Origin of the sequence: Pseudoduganella umbonata (assembly GCF_014192225.1) — a bacterium.
GTDB classification, from domain to species: domain Bacteria; phylum Pseudomonadota; class Gammaproteobacteria; order Burkholderiales; family Burkholderiaceae_D; genus Rugamonas; species Rugamonas umbonata.
In genome coordinates this window covers 211832-229909 of record NZ_JACHXS010000008.1, presented here as the reverse complement: position 1 = coordinate 229909, position 18078 = coordinate 211832, and the positions used below count along the sequence as shown (strand labels likewise).

Sequence of the window (18078 nt, the reverse complement as noted above, 5' to 3'; positions counted from 1 at the left end):
TGCTCCGCGAAACCCCGCCGTCACCAAGCTCGGCTATACGATTCGCACGCGTTGGTAGGTTTTCATGCCAGCCGGTATGATGGGGGTTGCCGTCCCACGGAGCCCATCAATGAAAGACCGACTGCACCTGCTCGTCATCGATCCACAAAACGATTTCTGCGACCTGCCGCCCGAATCCCTGCCGATCGACGCGGCCACCGGGCGGGCGCGCATGCCGGCACTGCCGGTGCCCGGCGCCCATGCCGACATGCTGCGGCTGGCGCAACTGATCGAGCGGGGCCGCGCCGGCATCGCGGCGATCACCGTCACGCTCGATTCCCATCACCGCTACCACGTGGCGCATCCGACGTTCTGGCTGGCCGGCGATGGCGGCCCGGTCATGCCATTTACCGAGATCACCGCGGCCGACGTGCGTGCCGCGCGCTTCCTGCCGCGCGAGCGGGCCAGCAAGGAACGCGCGCTGGCCTACCTCGACGCGCTGGAAGCGGCCGGCCGCTACCGGCTGATGGTGTGGCCCGTGCACTGCGAGATCGGCACCTGGGGCCATAACGTGCATGACGCCGTGCGCACCGCATACAACCGCTGGGAAGACGCGGCGCTGGGCGTGGTGGCGAAGATCGCCAAGGGCTCCAATCCATGGACCGAGCACTATTCGGCGGTGATGGCCGAGGTGCCCGATGCCGCCGATCCCGGCACGCAGGAAAACCGCGAACTGCTGGCCAGCCTGCGCGCCTCCGACCGCGTCTATATCGCCGGCGAGGCCGGCAGCCACTGCGTGAAGTCCACTGTCGAGCACATCGCCGAGCGCCTCGGTAGCGATGCGTCGAAGCTGGTATTGATCACCGATTGCATGAGCCCGGTACAGGGCTTCGCCGCGGAGCAGGAGGAGTTTTTCGCACGCATGCGCGCTGCGGGCGTGGGCTTCGCGCAGGCCTCCGACGTGGCCCAGGAACTGCTCGTCAATGCTGGGCGCTGACATGACCGAGATGACCGATACGACCGACATGACCGAAAACTTCCGACCCGTCGTCCGCAGCCTGCTGGAAACCGACCTGTACAAATTCTCCATGTGGCAGGCGCTGCTGCACTGGCACCCTGGCGCGCAGGCCGAGTATGAATTCAAGTGCCGCAACAGGCCGGCCTATCCGCTGACGGAATTGAAGGACGAGATCGAGCGCCAGCTCGACCACCTGTGCACGATGACGTTCCGCGAAGAGGAGCTGGAGTATCTTCGCTCGCTACGCTACATCAAGAGCGACTTCGTCGACTTCCTCACCGTGTTCCGCTTCCAGCGCAAGTTCATTTCCGTGGAAACCAATGGCGACGAACTGCTGATCCACGCGCGCGGGCCGCAAGTTCACGTGATGGGCTTCGAGATCTTCGTGCTGTACATCGTCAACGAGCTGTACTTCCGCCGCTTCGACCAGGAAGCCGCGCTGGCCGAAGGCCGCCGGCGCCTGGACGCGAAGATCGCCGCGCTGAAAGCATTCGGCCGGGAACCGATGCAGCGCAACCCGTTCGAGTTTTCCGACTTCGGCGTGCGCCGCCGCTTCTCCGGCGAATGGCATGACGAGGTGGTGGGCAGGCTGGCAGCGGAAGTGCCGGAATTCTTCAAGGGCACGTCGAACGTGTACCTGGCGATGCGCTACAAGATCCACCCGATCGGCACGATGGCGCACGAGTACATGCAGTCGTTCCAGGCCTTCGGCGTGCGGCTGCGCGACTTCCAGAAAGCGGCGCTGGAGGACTGGGTACAGGAATTCCGCGGCGACCTGGGCACGGCGCTGACGGACGTCGTGGGCATGGATGCGTTCCTGCGCGACTTCGACTTGTATTTCGCCAAGCTGTTCGACGGCCTGCGCCATGATTCCGGCGACCCGGTCGAGTGGGGCGAAAAGGCGATCGCCCACTATGCCAAGCTGCGCATCGATGCCAATACCAAGCGGCTGGTATTTTCCGATGGCCTGGACCTGGACAAGGCGATCCACCTGTACCGCCATTTCGCCGACCGCATCATGACGGGCTTCGGTATCGGCACCTGGCTGACGAACGACCTGGGCGTGAAGCCGCTGAACATCGTGATGAAGCTGGTGCGCTGCAACGGCCAGTCGGTGGCCAAGCTCTCCGACTCGCCAGGCAAGACGATGAGCAAGGATGAAACCTTCCTGGCTTACCTGCGGCAGGTGTTCGAACACCCTGCCGCCTGAGGTGGGGTAAGGGGCGCGGCGGTCAGGCTTCCGCGCCGCCGTAGCGCAGCATCAGCGCGGTGGCCTGTTCGCGCTGTTCGCTGCCGTCGACATCGACGGACAGCAGCGCGGCCGGGCGCTGCAGCGGATGATCGGTATCGTCCGCATCGTCCGGCGTCAGCGATTCCATGATGTTTTCGACGGCCAGCGTGGATGTGTCGGCCGAGCGCGTGTCGTGCAGGTTCAGTTGCACGGCCGAGCCTTGAAAGCCGGCGTCCAGCAGCGCGGCGCGGGCGGCCTCGGCATCCTCGACCGTTTTGAAGTTGCGGTGAATGGTGTCTGGCATGGCAGTTCCTGTAAGGGTTGACCTGCCCGCATTGTGCTGGAAAAACAACAATGGCGGCGCGCCGGTGCCCGCCGTGGCGATCAGAAACCGTCGACCACCGTTGCCACGTGCTCGACCTTCGGCGGCTCGGCAAAGTAGCCGCCGACCAGCGCCCGCCAGGCCTGGAAATCTTCACTGCCGCGGAAGTCCACCGTGTGATGCTCCAGCGTTTCCCAGCCGACCAGCAGGCGGTACGTATCCGGACGTTCGATCGTGCGGTCGATGCGCATCGACACGCAGCCCTTGGCGCGCCGGAACAGCGGCACCGCTTCGCGCACGGCGGCTTCGAACGCTGCATCGGTACCGGGTTTGATGGTAATTTCGGCGATTTCGTAGATCATGGAAGGTCTCCTGATGAGTAATCCAGGCATTGTGCCGCAAGCTGGGACGGAGCGCAGGGTGGTATTGACTACCGATAGGCTGTTGCTGCGCCTGTGGCGCGCCGGGGATGTGGAACCGTTCGTTGCGCTCAATGCCGACCCGGCCGTGACGGAGTTCCTGCCCGGGCCGGTGACGCCGGAGCAGGCTGCGGCACTTTTCGACGCGCAGAATGCGATGTATGCGCGGCATGGCTGCTGCTATTTCGCCGCCGAGCTGAAGGAAACGGGCGAGCTGGCAGGCTTCGTCGGCCTGAAATACCAGGATTTCAGCGTGCCGTTCGCGCCCTGTCACGAAGTGGGCTGGCGGCTGGCGTCGCGCTATTGGGGTTGCGGACTGGCCAGCGAAGGCGCGCGCGCCGCGCTGCGCTTCGGCTTCGAGCGGCTGGCTCTCGACGAGATCGTGTCGTTCACCGTGACGGACAATGCCCGCTCGCGGCGATTGATGCAAAGGTTGGGAATGGTGCGCGATCCGCAAGGGGATTTCGCGCACCCGGCGCTACCGGCTGGACATCCGTTGTCGCGGCACGTGCTGTACCGCTTGCCGAGGGCAGCATTCGGCACGTGACGAATGTATCAAGGGCGGTAACAACGGCGGTATCAAGAACGGTATCAAGAGGCCGTGCCTTGAGGCTGCGATGAGACGGTGCCACTGAGCGTTTCAGCGGCGCCGTCGCGAAGCAATCAGCCCTGCCGATCGTCCCCGCTCGATTGCTGGTTTCCCGCAGACCCTTGCAGGCCCGTCGGATCGGAGGGACGGCCGCCGCCGGACAGGCTCTGTTCGTGATCCTCGTCGCGCTGCTGCTGCCGGTTGCCCGCACCGGAGCCGCCCTGGCTGCCAGCGGCAGGATCGCGCAATTCATCGGTGCCGCCAGCGGCGAAGCCGTCCTGGTCCGCATCCGCACCGTCCGACAGCAGGTCGTCGGTACGCCCCGATTGCATGCTGCCGTTCCACGGCGTGTTGACCGCCTCATCGTAACCTTCATCGGTTCCTGTGCGGCCCGTGCCGCCGGTACCCATTGTTCCCGCGCTGCTGGTGCCGTCATGGGTCTTCTGGTCCAGGGTACGGCCTCCGTTGCCTTGATTTTGCATGATGGTCTCCTGATTGATCGTGTAACGGCGATCTTAGAACGCGGCAGGACGGCGGAGAATAGGCGTGCGGGAGGGGAGGGTGTAGGAGGAAAGGCAGTGTAATGCCGTGGTCGGAATTCGGCTGTGATAACTGGCCAGTGTGATAACTGGGCAGTTGAGCCGGGGCATCGACACGGAGCTTTCAAGACAAGGCGGTAAAAACCGGCGGAGCGGAGCCCCGCCGGTTCGCCAGGTATTACACCGGCTCGCGGCGTGCCGCGAAGCCCACCGCGGCGAGTCCAAGACCGAGCATCATCCCCGAGCATCATCCACGTCGACGGTTCCGGTACCGCTGCCAGCACTGCCGGCCCTGGAATGCCTATGAGAGTCAGTGGGGAGTCAGTGGGGAGATGAATGCATGGCGGAGCGCGTGGCTCCGCCCACGGGAATCAATGCTGTTGCGCTTTGCGGCGTGCCGTGTAGCCGACTGCGGCCAGGCCAATACCCAGCATCAGCCAGGTCGACGGTTCAGGCACGGCGGAAATCAGGCTGGGACCGCCAATCGTCAGGCTGTATTCACCGGCTTCCGTATTGTCATAGCCGGTGACGACAAAGATATAGGTGGTGCCGGCTTCCAGTTCACCCCAGAGCGACGATGTGGTAGGAGACACGTCATCGTCATTACCGTTGAGGAAATTCACCGAAGTATCTGCCGGATCGAAGCTGTTCTCGAACAGCAGGACCACGCTGTCATACTCGGCCGTCACCTGGAAGGTATAGTCACCTGACGTATCGACCGTGAAAACGTATTGAGCAAAAGAAACTGCATCAGCGTTTTCGAATTCCCAAGGCGTCAGATCCAGGGTTGGGCCATCTGCGGTGGTGCCTGTATAAGTGGCGATTTCAGCGCTGGCGGTTTGTGCAAGGCCGATAAACAGTGCGCTTGTGGCGACGGTTGCACGCAAGAACTTCGAGATATTCATAAGGACTCTTGCTCCAAGTGGTGAGGTTATGCCGAAGAGTTATCTCGACGGCGAGACCAGTATTGCATGAGTTTTTTGCACGCACGGCGCTTGAATTAAGCTTTTTTTAAGTATTACTTTATGAAGTTTTCTATATGCAGTATTTTTTTCTTGGTAGATATCGTATGAGGGGAGTAAGCGTAAATCACGTGAAAATAGTGCACACATAAGGTGTTGGATACTCGCGACACCGTGCTTGCACGGTATTGAAATTTATTACGGTGGCGCACTTGGCAAAACCGCGGAGCTGGGCTCCGCGTCCAGTGCTCGCCTGCATGCGCTCAGTCCCCTGACTTCCTGCGCTGCGCGCAGGCAAACGCCGTAACGCCGAATGCAAGCATCAGCCAGGTCGACGGTTCCGGCACTGCGGAAATGACGCCGTCCCCGCTGATCGTGAGGCTATAGGCTCCGAACTGGTCGCTTGAGAAACCGGTAACAACGACGAAATATTGCTCTCCTGCAACCAAATCCGCAGCGAAGCCGGACGTTCGGAGACTGACCAGGTCATCGTTGGCAACTACCCCATTGATCAGCGGGGCAACTGGATCGAACGCCGTTTCATACAAGAGCAAAAAGGTATCGAAGCCCAGGCCGTGCATCGTAATCGAATACTCCCCTTCATCCTCCACCGTGAATGCAATGCTTTCGTACACAGCGCCGGTTCCGTTCGGCGAGTAATTGCTGAAGTTGACGAGTGGCCGGTCGAACGTGGGGCCGCCGGTCGTGTCACCGGCCAAGGTAACGATATCGGCTTGCGCGGATTGTGCAAGGCCGATGAACAGGGCGCTGATGGCAATTGCTGCACGGTAGAACCTGGGGATGTTCATGGCATTTCCTTCGCTCGGAAGAGGTGGCTTTGTTGGAAGCCCGGCAGGGAAAACCAGTATTGCATGGTTATCGTGAGCGATCGGGTGGATATTTAATTGATAGCCAGCCTTGTTTATCGGGGCGTTATTTGTTGTGGAATGGCGGTTGTTGACTGGAAATTCGCTGCAGCGGGCGTTGATGCGCTTCTTTTCAATGCGCAGTGATGTGCAGAGCAGGGCGGCGAATAACTGATCAAAGGAAGTAGCCCATGCGCTATTAAAGGCATGATCCCGCTTATTTTGTTGTTGAAGTTGTCGCCTGCCGACGCCGCCGCCTGCCGTTCACGGCAGGTGGATGCCTTCGGCTGGGGGAAGTTCTACAGCTGCTTCAACGGGATGTCGAATCAGGGGGAGCTGGCTGTGGAATGGTGCAGTGGGGTCTGGCTGGCGGAGATGGGCAGGGTGCGCCTGGCACTGCGTCCGTCGACATCGAGAAGTCTTCGGATGGTGTTTTCGTGGAGTCCCAGCGCTGCCAATGCAGCCCAGGCATGGACACCGCCCTTTACGCCATCGAGTGCGATTGCATCATCGATGGCGTGAGCCAGTACGACGTTCTTTCGGCGATCCAGCTGCATGAGCGGCCCCTCCAATGGTGCGTTGCAACAGAGGGGATTGTAGACTGTTAGTAGAAAAGTGCAAGTGAAAGGCTGTTGTATATAAGAGCACTGCGAGCGCATGGCATCGGTTCCAGTCGCAGCTCGGCAGCGGAATGCTGCCTGTGCAAGAGAGGGTTCTTCGTCGACCCCTCCGCTACATGTTTCTAACGTCGAATTTTTAGTTACAGAGATGGCCGTGCGCAGCCAGCATTAGTCGCTGCCAGACTGTCGTGCGCGGCGTGTCCGCTGGCGGGCAAGTAATCCCATCAGGCCGAGTCCGGTCGCAAGCATTGCATAACTGGATGGTTCTGGCACTGGTACGGCGCTCCCAATGCTGTGGCCGAATGCATGAAGGTAAAGGCGACCATCCCGCCCTTCAGAGCTTACGTTGTCCCAGGTAAGGCTCGCAGTACCGTTCAGTTCCAGACTTTCATCACCTGCGGATCGGTAAAAGCGCTGGACTTCCCCGGACCCGGATTCGTAAAGACGGCCCTCAAAAGTGGTAATGGATCGGGGCTGGCTGACTGGCTCATAGCCTGAGGAACTAAGCGCGTAGTCGCTATAAAAAGTGATGCGTGTTGCTGGCGTTAAATAGAACGTAAAGTCAATAGATGCGTGCGCTTCGGTAGCGATCGCTTCACTACGATGAGACACCGAAAGCACCACGTCCTCGACCCGGCCGCCTCCGCCCACGCTCGAAGAAATTGCGTCGTTGCCATTCTCCCAGCTTCCCGAGATCGATCTTCCCGGGATCGACGGAGGCAAGTACTGACTTTCTTCGTAAACGTCCAGTGCTGAGAAATTCAACTGACCCCAAATTTTCCCAAGCACGTAGTAGGGCTGTAGGCTCGGCGAAATGCCATCGTTGGGGTCCAAATCCGTGAGGGTATAACGCAAATCTGATATCGTTGCTGCACCCTGCCCGACTGCAGCATGGGCATGTGGGGCGACGGTGAGTACCATCGCGAACGCCGACAATGCGCAGCCGCGCTGCAGCGGTTTGAGAAGACTCTTCATTGATTTCTCCATGATCTAGGAGATGTCCATGGTAGTCGTAGAGCAAAGGCTTGTCTTATGTTTAACTACTATCGAATTGCAAGTGTTGCGTGGCTGTGAAGGAGCCCTGGACGGCTAAGTCGAGCACTGGAGACAATCTCACGTTGAGTTCGCTAGGGCGACGCGGCGGCGCCGTAAGCTAGGGACGAAAAAAACGGCCGCTGCGGCGACCGTTCGTTGGAAGATTTCCGAAAACGTTGCAACTTCCACATCGTGAAATAAGCTGACTTGGATAAGTGCTTGTTTCACCTAAAATTCTTGGGGTGGCTGATAGGGCTCGAACCCACGACAACAGGAATCACAATCCTGGCTTCTATAGCTGAGTACCCAACATTCCGGCGGCAATAAATCGCGATGTGAACAAGAGAATCTTAGGTAGAATGTACGCAACAAAATACGTGCATATACCATGCTTCAAAATATTGATTGGACACTAACAACCGGGATTATCGGTGCGGCCGCTTGGCTCCCCCCGATCGTGTCTGGCCTGAAAGCACTACTCCGGCGGCCGAAAGTCACGATGATCCCATCGCGAGCGTGCGTGGTTGGATTCACTGAGTTTGGACCCGTGTTTAACGTCAAGATGGCCATTACGTCCAACATGGACGTTCTGATCACAAAGGTCCAGTTGCGTATCGAACATGAGTCAGGGGCTGGTCATGAGCTTCATTGGCATGAAGTGGTCGAGGTGCGAGGTCAGATGGTTTTTCCTGGGGCGCAAAGCCAGCCGGTATTCCAAGAGTCAGAAGCGATCGCAATGAAGGTCTTAGCAACCGATTTCAAAGACGTCGAACTGAGAAATCGCTTTAGTACGCACATGATTAATTATCGCAAATTAGTGCGGGAGTGGGTTTTGGCGAAGATCCGCCTCGAAAAATTGGGGCAGTACAACGCCGATGCATTTTATGCATCATCAATAACGCAAGGACTTATTTCGTACCTTCGTTCTCAGATGATATGGAAGAGTGGAAAATACAGCGTCCATATCAAGGTCACCGCAAAGGAGCCGGTCTTGCTAGACGCACCAGTGCTTGAGTTCATCCTGTCCCAAGATGACATAGATCAGTTGCAGGAGAATAACGACATGATACAGAAGTGGATGAGAAACGCTTGTCACGCAGGCACGAGTGATCAATCAGCGATGGTTGAGACAAGTTGGCACTGGCTGCATACTGAGCTTGCTTGCCGCCCCTAGCTTACCGATCTAGGGCTTATCTTGTAGCGTAGGTTTCGAGGTGCTTCCTGAACGCCAGAGGAGAATACACTGCTGCATCATTAGCGCAATACGCAGCAGAACCGCAAGGTGCGTGCCAGCGCAAAGTAGAACGGCCACACTAGGCAGCCGTTAAATGGTGAAAAGGATTATGCGTACGCTATGGGCAGCCTGATTTCGCTTGTGCATCCATAATGTAGCTAGTCTGCCGTTTAGTCGTATCAGGTGCGTAAGCTGCGCAACGAAGGGCCGGGCAAAGCACATCACTTTGAAACTTATAGCTGAGTGTCAATATACCGTTCTTGATCAGCTCAGCAAAATCTCGAGAGTCGAAATCTTCGGATTCCCTGAGATCCAACCACGTAGGTTTGAAGAGGTCGCCGGCTGGTGTTGGAATACCCACATAGAAGCCAGGATGCACCCCGTCTTTATCGCATGGAGAATTTTTTGGGCCTCTGATGTTCTTGGCTTGTAAGCAGTTTATAGACCAGATCACCGTCAGGGCGAACTGCCAGGATAACTAGGAACTTCGGTAGCAACTCGCCCGTTCCTGGATCCGTATAGTATTGAGAATGCCGCCATACCTCTCCGACGACTGGCATTTAATATCCACCAGCAGGAATTGAACGAGAGAAGCCTTTTGCTTCCGCAGCGGATTCCAGAATTTGCGCACGAGACGCTGCATCAGCCTCAAGGGCTAACTCATAAGGAATGACGCGTTGAGCACCACGACCTTTATCCCATATCTTGTCCCATGCGCCATTCTGTTCATGAGTTACATCAATCATCGTAGGCGACTGTGTAGTGGCATATCTTTCACTCAAGTTCTGCATGATTGTCAGTTGCCGGGGCGTAAAGTCACCATCATCAAACTCAACCTCATCACGGACCCTAACTTCCTGCCTAAAATAATCGATCACTTGCACCGGAACGATCTCGACAGCTGCACTCAAGTCTTCCTCAAGGTCTTCCCACTCTTGCATAAGCTTTACAGGCACTGGGCCAAATTTCCAAGCTTCATAGTCGAAGCCAGTCACACTCTTGCCAGTCTGGCGAAAATGCTCAAAATCAAGCAAATAAAGCAACTTGAATAATTTGATCTTGCCACACGATTCAGTGTTCTTTGCGAAGAACACAATCGCATTGCGTAAGCGGGATCGAGAAATTGCAGGTTTCATAAGTTCAGTATAGCAGTAACCACACGTCGACAATGTAAGCAAGGACAACCAGTTTGCCGCATTTGACTGATGTATGCCGTAGACTCGCTGTCGATACGTGATGATGCATGCGCAGAAATCAAGTGCGCTCACCCATCGCAGTGCGCATGATCAGGCAGACGAGCCGGTAACTTCTACCAAGCTTCGAGCGTACGAAAAGAGGCTGTCATTCTGTTGGCATTCCGGTGCTTTAACAGCCCCAAACTACCCAACATAATGACAGCCTTGTTCTGCTAACTACTTGATTCTAAAGTGTTCGGTGGTGGAGACGGCGGGAATCGAACCCGCGTCCGCAAGCACTCCACAGACAGTTCTACATACTTAGCACTATCAATTAATTTAACCGGACCAACGGGGACGTGCACCCTTTGGCCAAGCGAGTTACCTTAAATTTCGGAAGCAACCAAGTAACCCGGTTGATTCCTAGCCTCTGTAAATGACTCCACAGCTTTTAACGGCCCACCCCAGAGGCGAGGTGTTGTGGAGCTAACAGCGATTAAGCTGCCAGTGCGTACGAGTTATCGTTTGCAGTTAGTTTGTTTCTGGATGTATTTACGAGGTGACCAGCCCTCGGTATGCCCTGCTCTGCTTTGCAACCCACGTCGAAGCCAGGTCGTCCCCACAGAAGGAAAGAGGATTGTACTCCAATCCGGCGCGCCGTGCATGCGAATGCAGCGTGGCTGTGCGGTATTAAGCGGGGTTTAAGCGGGATCACCCGCTCAGGGAGGGAAGGGGCCGGGCGTTGTCGGGCAGCCGCCGGATGACCGGGCGGCCGGCCTCGAACGTGCACTCGAACAGATGCCGGCGCGACAGGCCGGCTTGTGGCGACTCCAGGTCGTAGAAGCCGTTGGCGCCTTCGAAGCCGAGGTCGACCGTCAGCTTCTGGAGGAAATACGTGAACTGCAAGTCCGCCAGGTGATCGCGGCGGTTGCCCCGTTCGATCTCCGTGCGCAGCCGGGAATCGTCGCTCTCGAAATAGCCGATCAGCGCGCCTTCGATCATGTCGGTGTGCGTGCGCGTCGAAGCTTCCTCGGAAAGATCGGTCGCGGTCGTGTCCACCTTCACGTCGAAGCGCTGGATCAGCAGGAACACGTCGCTGTCCAGCATTGCCGCATTGCGCGCCCGGTTCACCGGTGCATGCTGGCCCTTGGCCAGTTTGCCGGCCGGATCGTGCGTCTGTCCCACATACAGCACGGTGCCGGGGAACGCCAGGCCGGTATCGTAGCGCTGGATCAGGTCGTGGATGCTGAGCGTTTCCACCAGTGCGCCCCAGTTCAGCAGCAGGAACTTGTCCTGCACCTGCACGAGGGGCTTCTTGTAGGTGGCTTCGAACGGAACGTCGAGGTCGATCGTGATCGTGCTTTTGCGTTCATCCGCGCCGATCAGCACGGGAATGGTCAGCTTCAGCGAGAAAAAGCTCCAGCTGACGCTGCGCTGCAGGTCGAATCGCACGCGCGGGCGCGCGACGAGGAAATACAGCAGACGCTTTTCCATCGTGCCGTCGATGGCGAACTGCATGCGGCGCAGGTAACGGCCGATGGGGTCGCGAAAGTCCGGCAGCGGGCCACCTTCCACCAGCAGGTCGTACCAATAGAATTTTGTTTCTGCTACCGTCGCTGTCCAGACTTGCGGCGCACTGCTGCGCGGCATGAGAGGCTGCTCGGTCGCGTCTTCGCCAGGCATTGCTGCCTCCCCGGTGAAAGTTGCAAATAAATTATCGTGTCTTACCTCTATGGTACGCTGATTTATTGACGTGTGGCAATTATTAATGAGGTGAGCGGGGGATTAAGCCGCCAGCGTCACGCCACCGGTGGACGCCAGTACCAGGGTCAGCAGCGTTTCCGGCGTATCGACCATGTGATCAGCATCCCAGCTTGCCGGCTCGGTAGCACCGCAATAGCCCCACTGGCAGGCAATGGTTTTCATGCCTGCGGCGCGGCCACCCTGGATGTCGCGCAGGTCGTCGCCCACATACCAGCACTGCTCGGGCGCCACGCCAAGGCGGCGCGCAGCTTCCAGCAGCGGGGCGGGATGCGGCTTCGCATGCGGCGTCGTATCGCCAGAAACCACACAGCCGGCGTGATCGAGGCCGATCATCGGCACCAGCGGATCGGTGAAGCGGGCCGATTTGTTGGTGACGATGCCCCATGCCAGGCCCGCGTCGGCAATGCCGGCGAGCAGGGCGCCGATGCCGGGGAACAGCGAGCTGTGCACCATCATGGCGTTCTCGTAATAGCTGAAGAATGCATCGCGCAGCGCCACGAAGCCGTCATCTTCGGGTGTCATCCCGAAAGCCGCGCCGATCATGCCGCGCGCGCCGTGCGATGCCGTCGGGCGCAGGATCTCGTACGGGGTCGGCGCCAGGCCGCGGTCGGTGCGCAGCCGGTTGACGGCGGCCGCCAGGTCGGGGGCGGTATCGGCAAGCGTGCCGTCGAGGTCGAAGAGAATGGCGCGCGGGGCAGTCGTGAAGCTCATGGTCGAAATCGTCAAAGAAGGGCGGCGCAGCCGCCCAGGGTCATTCCGGGCGGATGCACGACATCATGTAGTTCACACTGGTGTCGTTGTTCAGGGAATAAAACTTGGTCAGCGGGTTGTAGCCCAGGCCCTTCAGGCTCTCCACCTGCAGTCCGGCGCTGCGCACGTATTGCGACAACTCGGCTGGCGTGATGAACTTTTCGTAGGTATGCGTACCCTTCGGCAGCATGCGCAGCACGTATTCGGCGCCGATCACGGCGAACAGGTAGGACTTCGGATTGCGGTTCAGCGTGGAGAAAAACACGTGGCCGCCCGGCTTTACCAGCGCCGCGGCGGCGCGCACGATGGCGGCCGGATCCGGCACGTGCTCGAGCATCTCCATGCACGTCACCACGTCATACTGTTCCGGCTCGGCGGCCGCCATGTCCTCGGCGGCGATCAGCTTGTAGCGTACCGGCACGCCCGATTCCAGGCTGTGCAGGTCGGCCACCTTCAGAGCCCGTTGCGACAGGTCGATGCCGGTCACCGTGGCGCCTTTTTTGGCCATCGATTCGGACAGGATGCCCCCGCCGCAGCCAATGTCGATCACGTTCTTGCCCGCCAGCGGGGCGCGCGCGTTGATCCATTCCAGGCGCAGCGGATTGATGTCGTGCAGGGGGCGGAATTCAGACGTGGGGTCCCACCAGCGGTGGGCCAGCTCGCTGAATTTTTGCAATTCAAGTGGGTCGGCGTTTGCGTTCATGACGCGAATCATAACGGGTATTTGCCAGCAGCCAAAGCACAGCTGAAAAATGCGTTCTCGGAAATGTTGCCAAAAATCGGGGGCTGTCCCTCGTGTTGTTTTACGACCAGCGAGCTCGGCGGCTTCAAGTCACGAAATAATGGTGCCCGAGCGGCGTGTGAGGGTGGAGCGGTGTTGTAAAAAAATGGGGACTGTCGCTGGCGTTGTAGCACAACCAGCGAGCAGGGCTGGAGTCGGGGCAAAAAAAATCCCGCCGAAGCGGGATTTTTACTGGCCTGGGCCGGGATTACTTGTTGCGGGTACCGACGACTTCGATTTCCACGCGGCGGTTCTTCGCGCGGCCTTCGGCGGTCTTGTTGTCGGCGACCGGCTGCTTCTCGCCCTTGCCTTCGGTGTACACGCGGTTCGCGTCGACGCCCTTCGACAGCAGGTACGCTTTCACGGACTCGGCACGGCGCACGGCCAGTTTTTCGTTGTAGGCATCGGTGCCCACGGAGTCGGTGTGGCCGACGGCGATCACGACTTCCACGTTGATGCCGCCCAGCTTGCCCGACAGCTCGTCCAGCGCCTGCTTGCCTTCCGACTTCAGCACGGCCTTGTCGAAGTCGAAGAACGCGTCGGCGTTGTAGCTGACTTTTTCAGACGTCGGCACCGGTGCCGCAGGGACTGGTGCCGGTGCTGGCGCAGGGGCCGGTGCCGGTGCGACTGGCGGCGGGGCCACGCACTTGCCGTTTTCCAGGCGCTCCGGTTCCACGCAGATCGGCAGGTCGCAGCCTGGCACCGCGTCGGCCGGGGTCCAGTAGCCGGTGCGCCAGCACAGACCGGTCGCATTGCGGGCGATCACGCCGCGCTGGTCCTGTACATAAGCGCTTTTCGGTTTCGCTGCCGGGATATCCTGGGTCACGGGCGCGAAAGGCGGCGCGGTCGGCTTGTCTTGCGCGACTGCGGTGCCAGCAAGAACGGCCGACGCTGCGAAGATGCTGGAGATCAGTTTTTTCATGTTTTTGTTTCCTTTCGGTTTGATATCGGCAGCCTGCGCCGCGCGACATGTATTGCCAATGTTGCTAAGTGCGAGCGGCGCGAATACTAACATGTGGCTCGGTACGAGGGGCTCGGTACGTAAGTCGGGTATTCCCGTCAACACGGGAAGGTCGCTGCCGATTTGCGATTCAGCCAAGTTTGTATTTCCGTCATTTTGCCATACACGTCAGCATCGCACGAACCGCGCTCCGACCCGGGCGCCCGCCGCATTCGACCAAATTGTTGTGTTATTGCAACGTCCATGCCGTCGAGCTGCGATCGTCGAGCGCGATGATAAGGGGTGAATGTGTCGGCGCGATTACATGCCGATTCTGCACGGTCCCGGCGGGACGTGGCGCGCAGTGGCTGAGGGGAAAGAGCCGGATCGGCCGGGGTAGTTGGCCGCATGGTAAAATCGTACGATTGTCTGCGGTCCCAAGCAGCCTGAACCAACGTCAGAGAAGATCGACCCGCCAATGGATCAATTCGCAAAAGAAACAATCCCCATTTCACTCGAAGAAGAGATGCGCAAGAGCTACCTCGATTACGCCATGAGCGTGATCGTGGGCCGCGCCTTGCCGGATGCACGCGATGGCCTGAAGCCGGTACACCGTCGTGTGCTGTTCTCCATGCACGAAAGTAATTACCACTACAACCGGCCCTACGTGAAGTGCGCCCGCGTGGTGGGTGACACGATGGGTAAGTACCACCCGCACGGCGATGCGTCGATCTACGACACGCTGGTGCGCATGGCGCAGGACTTCTCGCTGCGCTACACGCTGGTGGATGGCCAGGGCAACTTCGGCTCGATCGACGGCGATGCCGCGGCCGCCATGCGTTACACCGAGTGCCGCCTCGACAAGATCGCCGGCGAGCTGCTGGCCGACATCGACAAGGAAACCGTCGACTTCCAGCCGAACTACGACGGCAAGGAAAAAGAGCCGACGGTGCTGCCGACGCGCGTGCCGAACCTGCTGATCAACGGCTCGTCCGGTATCGCGGTCGGCATGGCGACGAACATTCCGCCGCATAACCTGGCCGAAGTGATCAGCGGCGCGCTGCACGTGCTGGCCAATCCGGACTGCACGGTGGACGAGCTGATCGAACTGATCCCGGCGCCGGACTTCCCGACCGGCGGCACGATCTACGGCGTGTCCGGCGTGCGCGACGGTTACCGCACGGGCCGCGGCCGCGTCGTCATGCGCGCCAAGACCCACTTCGAGGAATACGGCAAGGATGGCGGCCGCATGGCCATCATCGTCGACGAACTGCCATACCAGGTGAACAAGAAGTCGCTGCTCGAGCGTATCGCCGAGAACGTGCGCGACAAGAAGCTGGAAGGTATTTCCGACATCCGCGACGAGTCCGACAAATCGGGCATGCGCGTGGTGATCGAGCTGAAACGGGGCGAAGTACCGGAAGTGGTGCTGAACAACCTGTACAAGCAGACCCAGTTGCAGGACACGTTCGGCATGAACATGGTGGCGCTGGTGGACAACCAGCCCAAGCTGATGAACCTGAAGGACCTGCTGTCGGTCTTCCTGTCGCACCGCCGCGAAGTGGTCACGCGCCGCACCGTGTTCGAGCTGCGCAAGGCGCGCGAGCGCGGCCACGTGCTGGAAGGCCTGGCCGTGGCGCTGGCCAATATCGACGACTTCATCGCCATCATCAAGGCGGCGCCGACGCCGCCGCTGGCGAAGTCGGAGCTGATGGCGCGCGCCTGGGATTCGTCCCTGGTGCGCGAGATGCTGGCCCGCACCGGCGATGGCGGCATCGTGGACATCAATGCGTTCCGCCCCGAGCACCTGCCGAAGCACTACGGCATGCAGGCCGACGGCCTGTATAAACTGTCCGACGACCAGGCGCAGGAAATCCTGCAGATGCGCCTGCAGCGCCTGACCGGCCTGGAACAGGACAAGATCGTCAACGAATACAAGGATGTGATGGCGCAGATCGCCGATCTGCTCGACATCCTGGCCAAGCCGGCGCGCGTGACGGCGATCATCAGCGACGAGCTGACCGCCGCCGTCACCGAATACGGCGCGAAGGACGTGCGCCGTTCCACGATCGAGCACAACGCCACCGACCTGGAAACGGAAGACCTGATCACGCCGCAGGACATGGTGGTCACGCTGTCGCACATGGGCTACATGAAGGCCCAGCCGATCTCCGAATACCGCGCGCAGAAGCGCGGCGGCCGCGGCAAGCAGGCCATGGCCACCAAGGACGAGGACTGGATCGACCAGCTGTTCATCGCCAACACGCACGACTACATCCTGTGCTTCAGCAACCGCGGCCGGATGTACTGGCTGAAGGTGTGGGAAGTGCCGCAAGGCTCGCGCAATTCGCGCGGCAAGCCGATCGTCAACATGTTCCCGCTGCAGGACAACGAAAAGATCACCGTGGTGCTGCCGCTGTCCGGCGAAAACCGCACCTTCCCGGAAGATCACTACGTGTTCATGTCCACCAGCCTGGGCACCGTGAAGAAGACGCCGCTGAAGGACTTCAGCAACCCGCGCAAGGCCGGCATCATCGCCGTGGACCTGGACGAGGGCGACTTCCTGATCGGCGCCGCGCTGACCGACGGCAAGCACGACGTGATGCTGTTCTCCGATGCCGGCAAGGCGGTGCGCTTCGACGAGAACGACGTGCGCCCGATGGGCCGCACGGCGCGTGGCGTGCGCGGCATGAACCTGGACGAAGGCCAGAACGTGATCGCGCTGCTGGTGGCCGAGAACGAGCAGCAGACCGTGCTGACCGCCACCGAGAACGGCTACGGCAAGCGCACGCCGATCACCGAGTACACGCGCCATGGCCGTGGCACCAAGGGCATGATCGCGATCCAGACCACCGAGCGTAACGGCAAGGTGGTGGCGGCCACGCTGGTCGATCCGAGCGACGAGATCATGCTGATCACCACCGGCGGCGTGCTGATCCGCACGCGTGTTTCCGAGATCCGCGAGATGGGCCGCGCCACCCAGGGCGTCACGCTGATCGCCGTCGAGGATGGCACGCACCTGTCGGGCCTGCAGCGCATCGTCGAGGCGGATGCCGACGAGGTGGATGCCCTGGCCGATGCTGTCGATCCTGCGACGGGCACGGCGCCCGAGGCTGCGGCCGGCGCAGAACCGGTTGACGACACGCCAGCCGACGACACGCCAGCCGACGACACGCCAGCAGAGTAAGTACAGCCCGCGGGCCCCGTCCGAATCCTCGGACCGGGCCCGCGGTTTTTTGTCCCACCGAACGGATGCCCTGACCATGATGAAAATCGCTGCAACCCTGCTCGTCTCGCTGGCCTGCGCCAGTGCCTTCGCCCAGTCCACGCCTGCACCGCTCACCACGCAGGCGCCGGTGCCGGACCCGAAGACCGCCGCCGCCGCACGCGACCTGCTGGACGCGATGAACTACCGCGCCACCACGGCCGCCGCCGTGAAGCAGATGACGGCCAACATGCCCACCATGATGCGCTCGGGCGCGGAAAACTCGATCCGCAGCAACGCCAAGCTGTCGGAAAAGGAAAAGGCCGACAAGCTGGCCGAGGTCGACAGAATGGTGCCGCAGGCTGTGGCCGCCATCAAGAAGGTGCTGGAAGATCCGAAGCTGGCCGACGAGATGATGGCCGAAGTGGTGCCGCTGTATTCCCGCTATTTCACGGCGGACGAGATGAAGCAGCTGGCCACGTTCTACCGCACGCCGATCGGCAAGAAGTCGCTGCAGGTGATGCCGCAGCTGATGGGCGAGGGCATGCAGGTGGGCCAGCGCGTCATCGCGCCCCGCATCAACAAGCTGATGCAGGAACTCAACCAGCAACAGCTTAATCAACAGCAGTCGAAGAAATAAGGAGCCGCG

17 protein-coding genes and 1 other RNA gene are annotated in these 18078 nt (G+C 59.9%); 6 read left to right on the top strand and 12 right to left on the bottom strand.

Features of this window, described 5'->3' with window-relative positions:
* Nucleotides 1-109 precede the first annotated feature (109 nt).
* Nucleotides 110-976, top strand: coding sequence for a cysteine hydrolase family protein (locus tag FHS02_RS20605; protein WP_137316551.1), 867 nt, complete (start codon nucleotides 110-112; stop codon nucleotides 974-976).
* Nucleotide 977: 1 nt separating this feature from the next.
* A complete protein-coding gene (pncB, locus tag FHS02_RS20600) occupies nucleotides 978-2207 on the top strand; it encodes a nicotinate phosphoribosyltransferase (protein WP_229422389.1) in 1230 nt (409 codons plus the stop codon).
* Between the two features lie 22 nt (nucleotides 2208-2229).
* On the opposite strand, the gene FHS02_RS20595 is transcribed toward pncB, so the two are convergent.
* The gene (locus tag FHS02_RS20595; RefSeq protein WP_137316552.1) at nucleotides 2230-2532 is read right to left on the bottom strand and encodes a hypothetical protein; all 303 of its coding nucleotides are present in this window, start codon (nucleotides 2530-2532) and stop codon (nucleotides 2230-2232) included.
* An 80-nt stretch (nucleotides 2533-2612) separates the two neighbouring features.
* Nucleotides 2613-2912, bottom strand: coding sequence for an antibiotic biosynthesis monooxygenase family protein (locus FHS02_RS20590; RefSeq protein WP_137316553.1), 300 nt, complete (start codon nucleotides 2910-2912; stop codon nucleotides 2613-2615).
* A gap of 58 nt (nucleotides 2913-2970) precedes the next feature.
* On the opposite strand from FHS02_RS20590, the gene FHS02_RS20585 reads away from it, so the two are divergent.
* Nucleotides 2971-3516 (top strand): GNAT family N-acetyltransferase, encoded by a 546-nt coding sequence (locus tag FHS02_RS20585; protein WP_307722175.1) that lies wholly within the window; start codon nucleotides 2971-2973, stop codon nucleotides 3514-3516.
* A 116-nt stretch (nucleotides 3517-3632) separates the two neighbouring features.
* Here the strand turns inward: FHS02_RS20585 and FHS02_RS20580 are convergent, their stop codons facing one another.
* From FHS02_RS20580 to FHS02_RS20565, 4 genes are all read right to left on the bottom strand, one after another.
* A complete protein-coding gene (locus FHS02_RS20580; RefSeq protein ID WP_137316555.1) occupies nucleotides 3633-4040 on the bottom strand; it encodes a hypothetical protein in 408 nt (135 codons plus the stop codon).
* A 428-nt stretch (nucleotides 4041-4468) separates the two neighbouring features.
* Nucleotides 4469-5002, bottom strand: coding sequence for an FxDxF family PEP-CTERM protein (locus FHS02_RS20575; RefSeq protein ID WP_137316556.1), 534 nt, complete (start codon nucleotides 5000-5002; stop codon nucleotides 4469-4471).
* Between the two features lie 320 nt (nucleotides 5003-5322).
* On the bottom strand, nucleotides 5323-5868 hold the full coding sequence (locus tag FHS02_RS20570; RefSeq protein WP_137316557.1) for a PEP-CTERM sorting domain-containing protein: 546 nt from the start codon (nucleotides 5866-5868) through the stop codon (nucleotides 5323-5325).
* A gap of 845 nt (nucleotides 5869-6713) precedes the next feature.
* Nucleotides 6714-7520 carry a PEP-CTERM sorting domain-containing protein gene (locus FHS02_RS20565; protein ID WP_175424925.1) on the bottom strand — a complete coding sequence of 269 codons (807 nt, stop codon included), beginning with the start codon at nucleotides 7518-7520 and terminating at the stop codon, nucleotides 6714-6716.
* Nucleotides 7521-8160: 640 nt separating this feature from the next.
* On the opposite strand from FHS02_RS20565, the gene FHS02_RS20560 reads away from it, so the two are divergent.
* Nucleotides 8161-8754: a hypothetical protein gene (locus FHS02_RS20560; protein WP_221403913.1), complete on the top strand. Its 594-nt coding sequence runs from the start codon at nucleotides 8161-8163 to the stop codon at nucleotides 8752-8754.
* Between the two features lie 620 nt (nucleotides 8755-9374).
* Here the strand turns inward: FHS02_RS20560 and FHS02_RS20555 are convergent.
* The 6 genes from FHS02_RS20555 to ompA all read right to left on the bottom strand — a co-directional run bounded on the left by FHS02_RS20555 (nucleotide 9375) and on the right by ompA (nucleotide 14206).
* The gene (locus FHS02_RS20555) at nucleotides 9375-9950 is read right to left on the bottom strand and encodes a type II toxin-antitoxin system antitoxin SocA domain-containing protein (protein ID WP_137316560.1); all 576 of its coding nucleotides are present in this window, start codon (nucleotides 9948-9950) and stop codon (nucleotides 9375-9377) included.
* Between the two features lie 299 nt (nucleotides 9951-10249).
* Nucleotides 10250-10610: a transfer-messenger RNA gene (ssrA, locus tag FHS02_RS20550) on the bottom strand.
* A gap of 90 nt (nucleotides 10611-10700) precedes the next feature.
* A complete protein-coding gene (locus tag FHS02_RS20545; protein WP_137316561.1) occupies nucleotides 10701-11672 on the bottom strand; it encodes a hypothetical protein in 972 nt (323 codons plus the stop codon).
* Nucleotides 11673-11774: 102 nt separating this feature from the next.
* Nucleotides 11775-12464, bottom strand: a complete 690-nt coding sequence (locus tag FHS02_RS20540) for an HAD family hydrolase (RefSeq protein WP_137316562.1) — start codon at nucleotides 12462-12464, stop codon at nucleotides 11775-11777.
* Between the two features lie 40 nt (nucleotides 12465-12504).
* Nucleotides 12505-13206, bottom strand: coding sequence for a bifunctional 2-polyprenyl-6-hydroxyphenol methylase/3-demethylubiquinol 3-O-methyltransferase UbiG (ubiG, locus tag FHS02_RS20535; RefSeq protein ID WP_175424926.1), 702 nt, complete (start codon nucleotides 13204-13206; stop codon nucleotides 12505-12507).
* 286 nt (nucleotides 13207-13492) lie between these two features.
* A complete protein-coding gene (ompA, locus tag FHS02_RS20530; RefSeq protein WP_137316563.1) occupies nucleotides 13493-14206 on the bottom strand; it encodes an outer membrane protein OmpA in 714 nt (237 codons plus the stop codon).
* 496 nt (nucleotides 14207-14702) lie between these two features.
* Between ompA and gyrA the strand changes: the two genes are divergently transcribed.
* Nucleotides 14703-17411 carry a DNA gyrase subunit A gene (gene gyrA, locus FHS02_RS20525; RefSeq protein WP_137316564.1) on the top strand — a complete coding sequence of 903 codons (2709 nt, stop codon included), beginning with the start codon at nucleotides 14703-14705 and terminating at the stop codon, nucleotides 17409-17411.
* 76 nt (nucleotides 17412-17487) lie between these two features.
* Nucleotides 17488-18069: a DUF2059 domain-containing protein gene (locus FHS02_RS20520; protein ID WP_175424927.1), complete on the top strand. Its 582-nt coding sequence runs from the start codon at nucleotides 17488-17490 to the stop codon at nucleotides 18067-18069.
* Nucleotides 18070-18078: the final 9 nt, after the last annotated feature.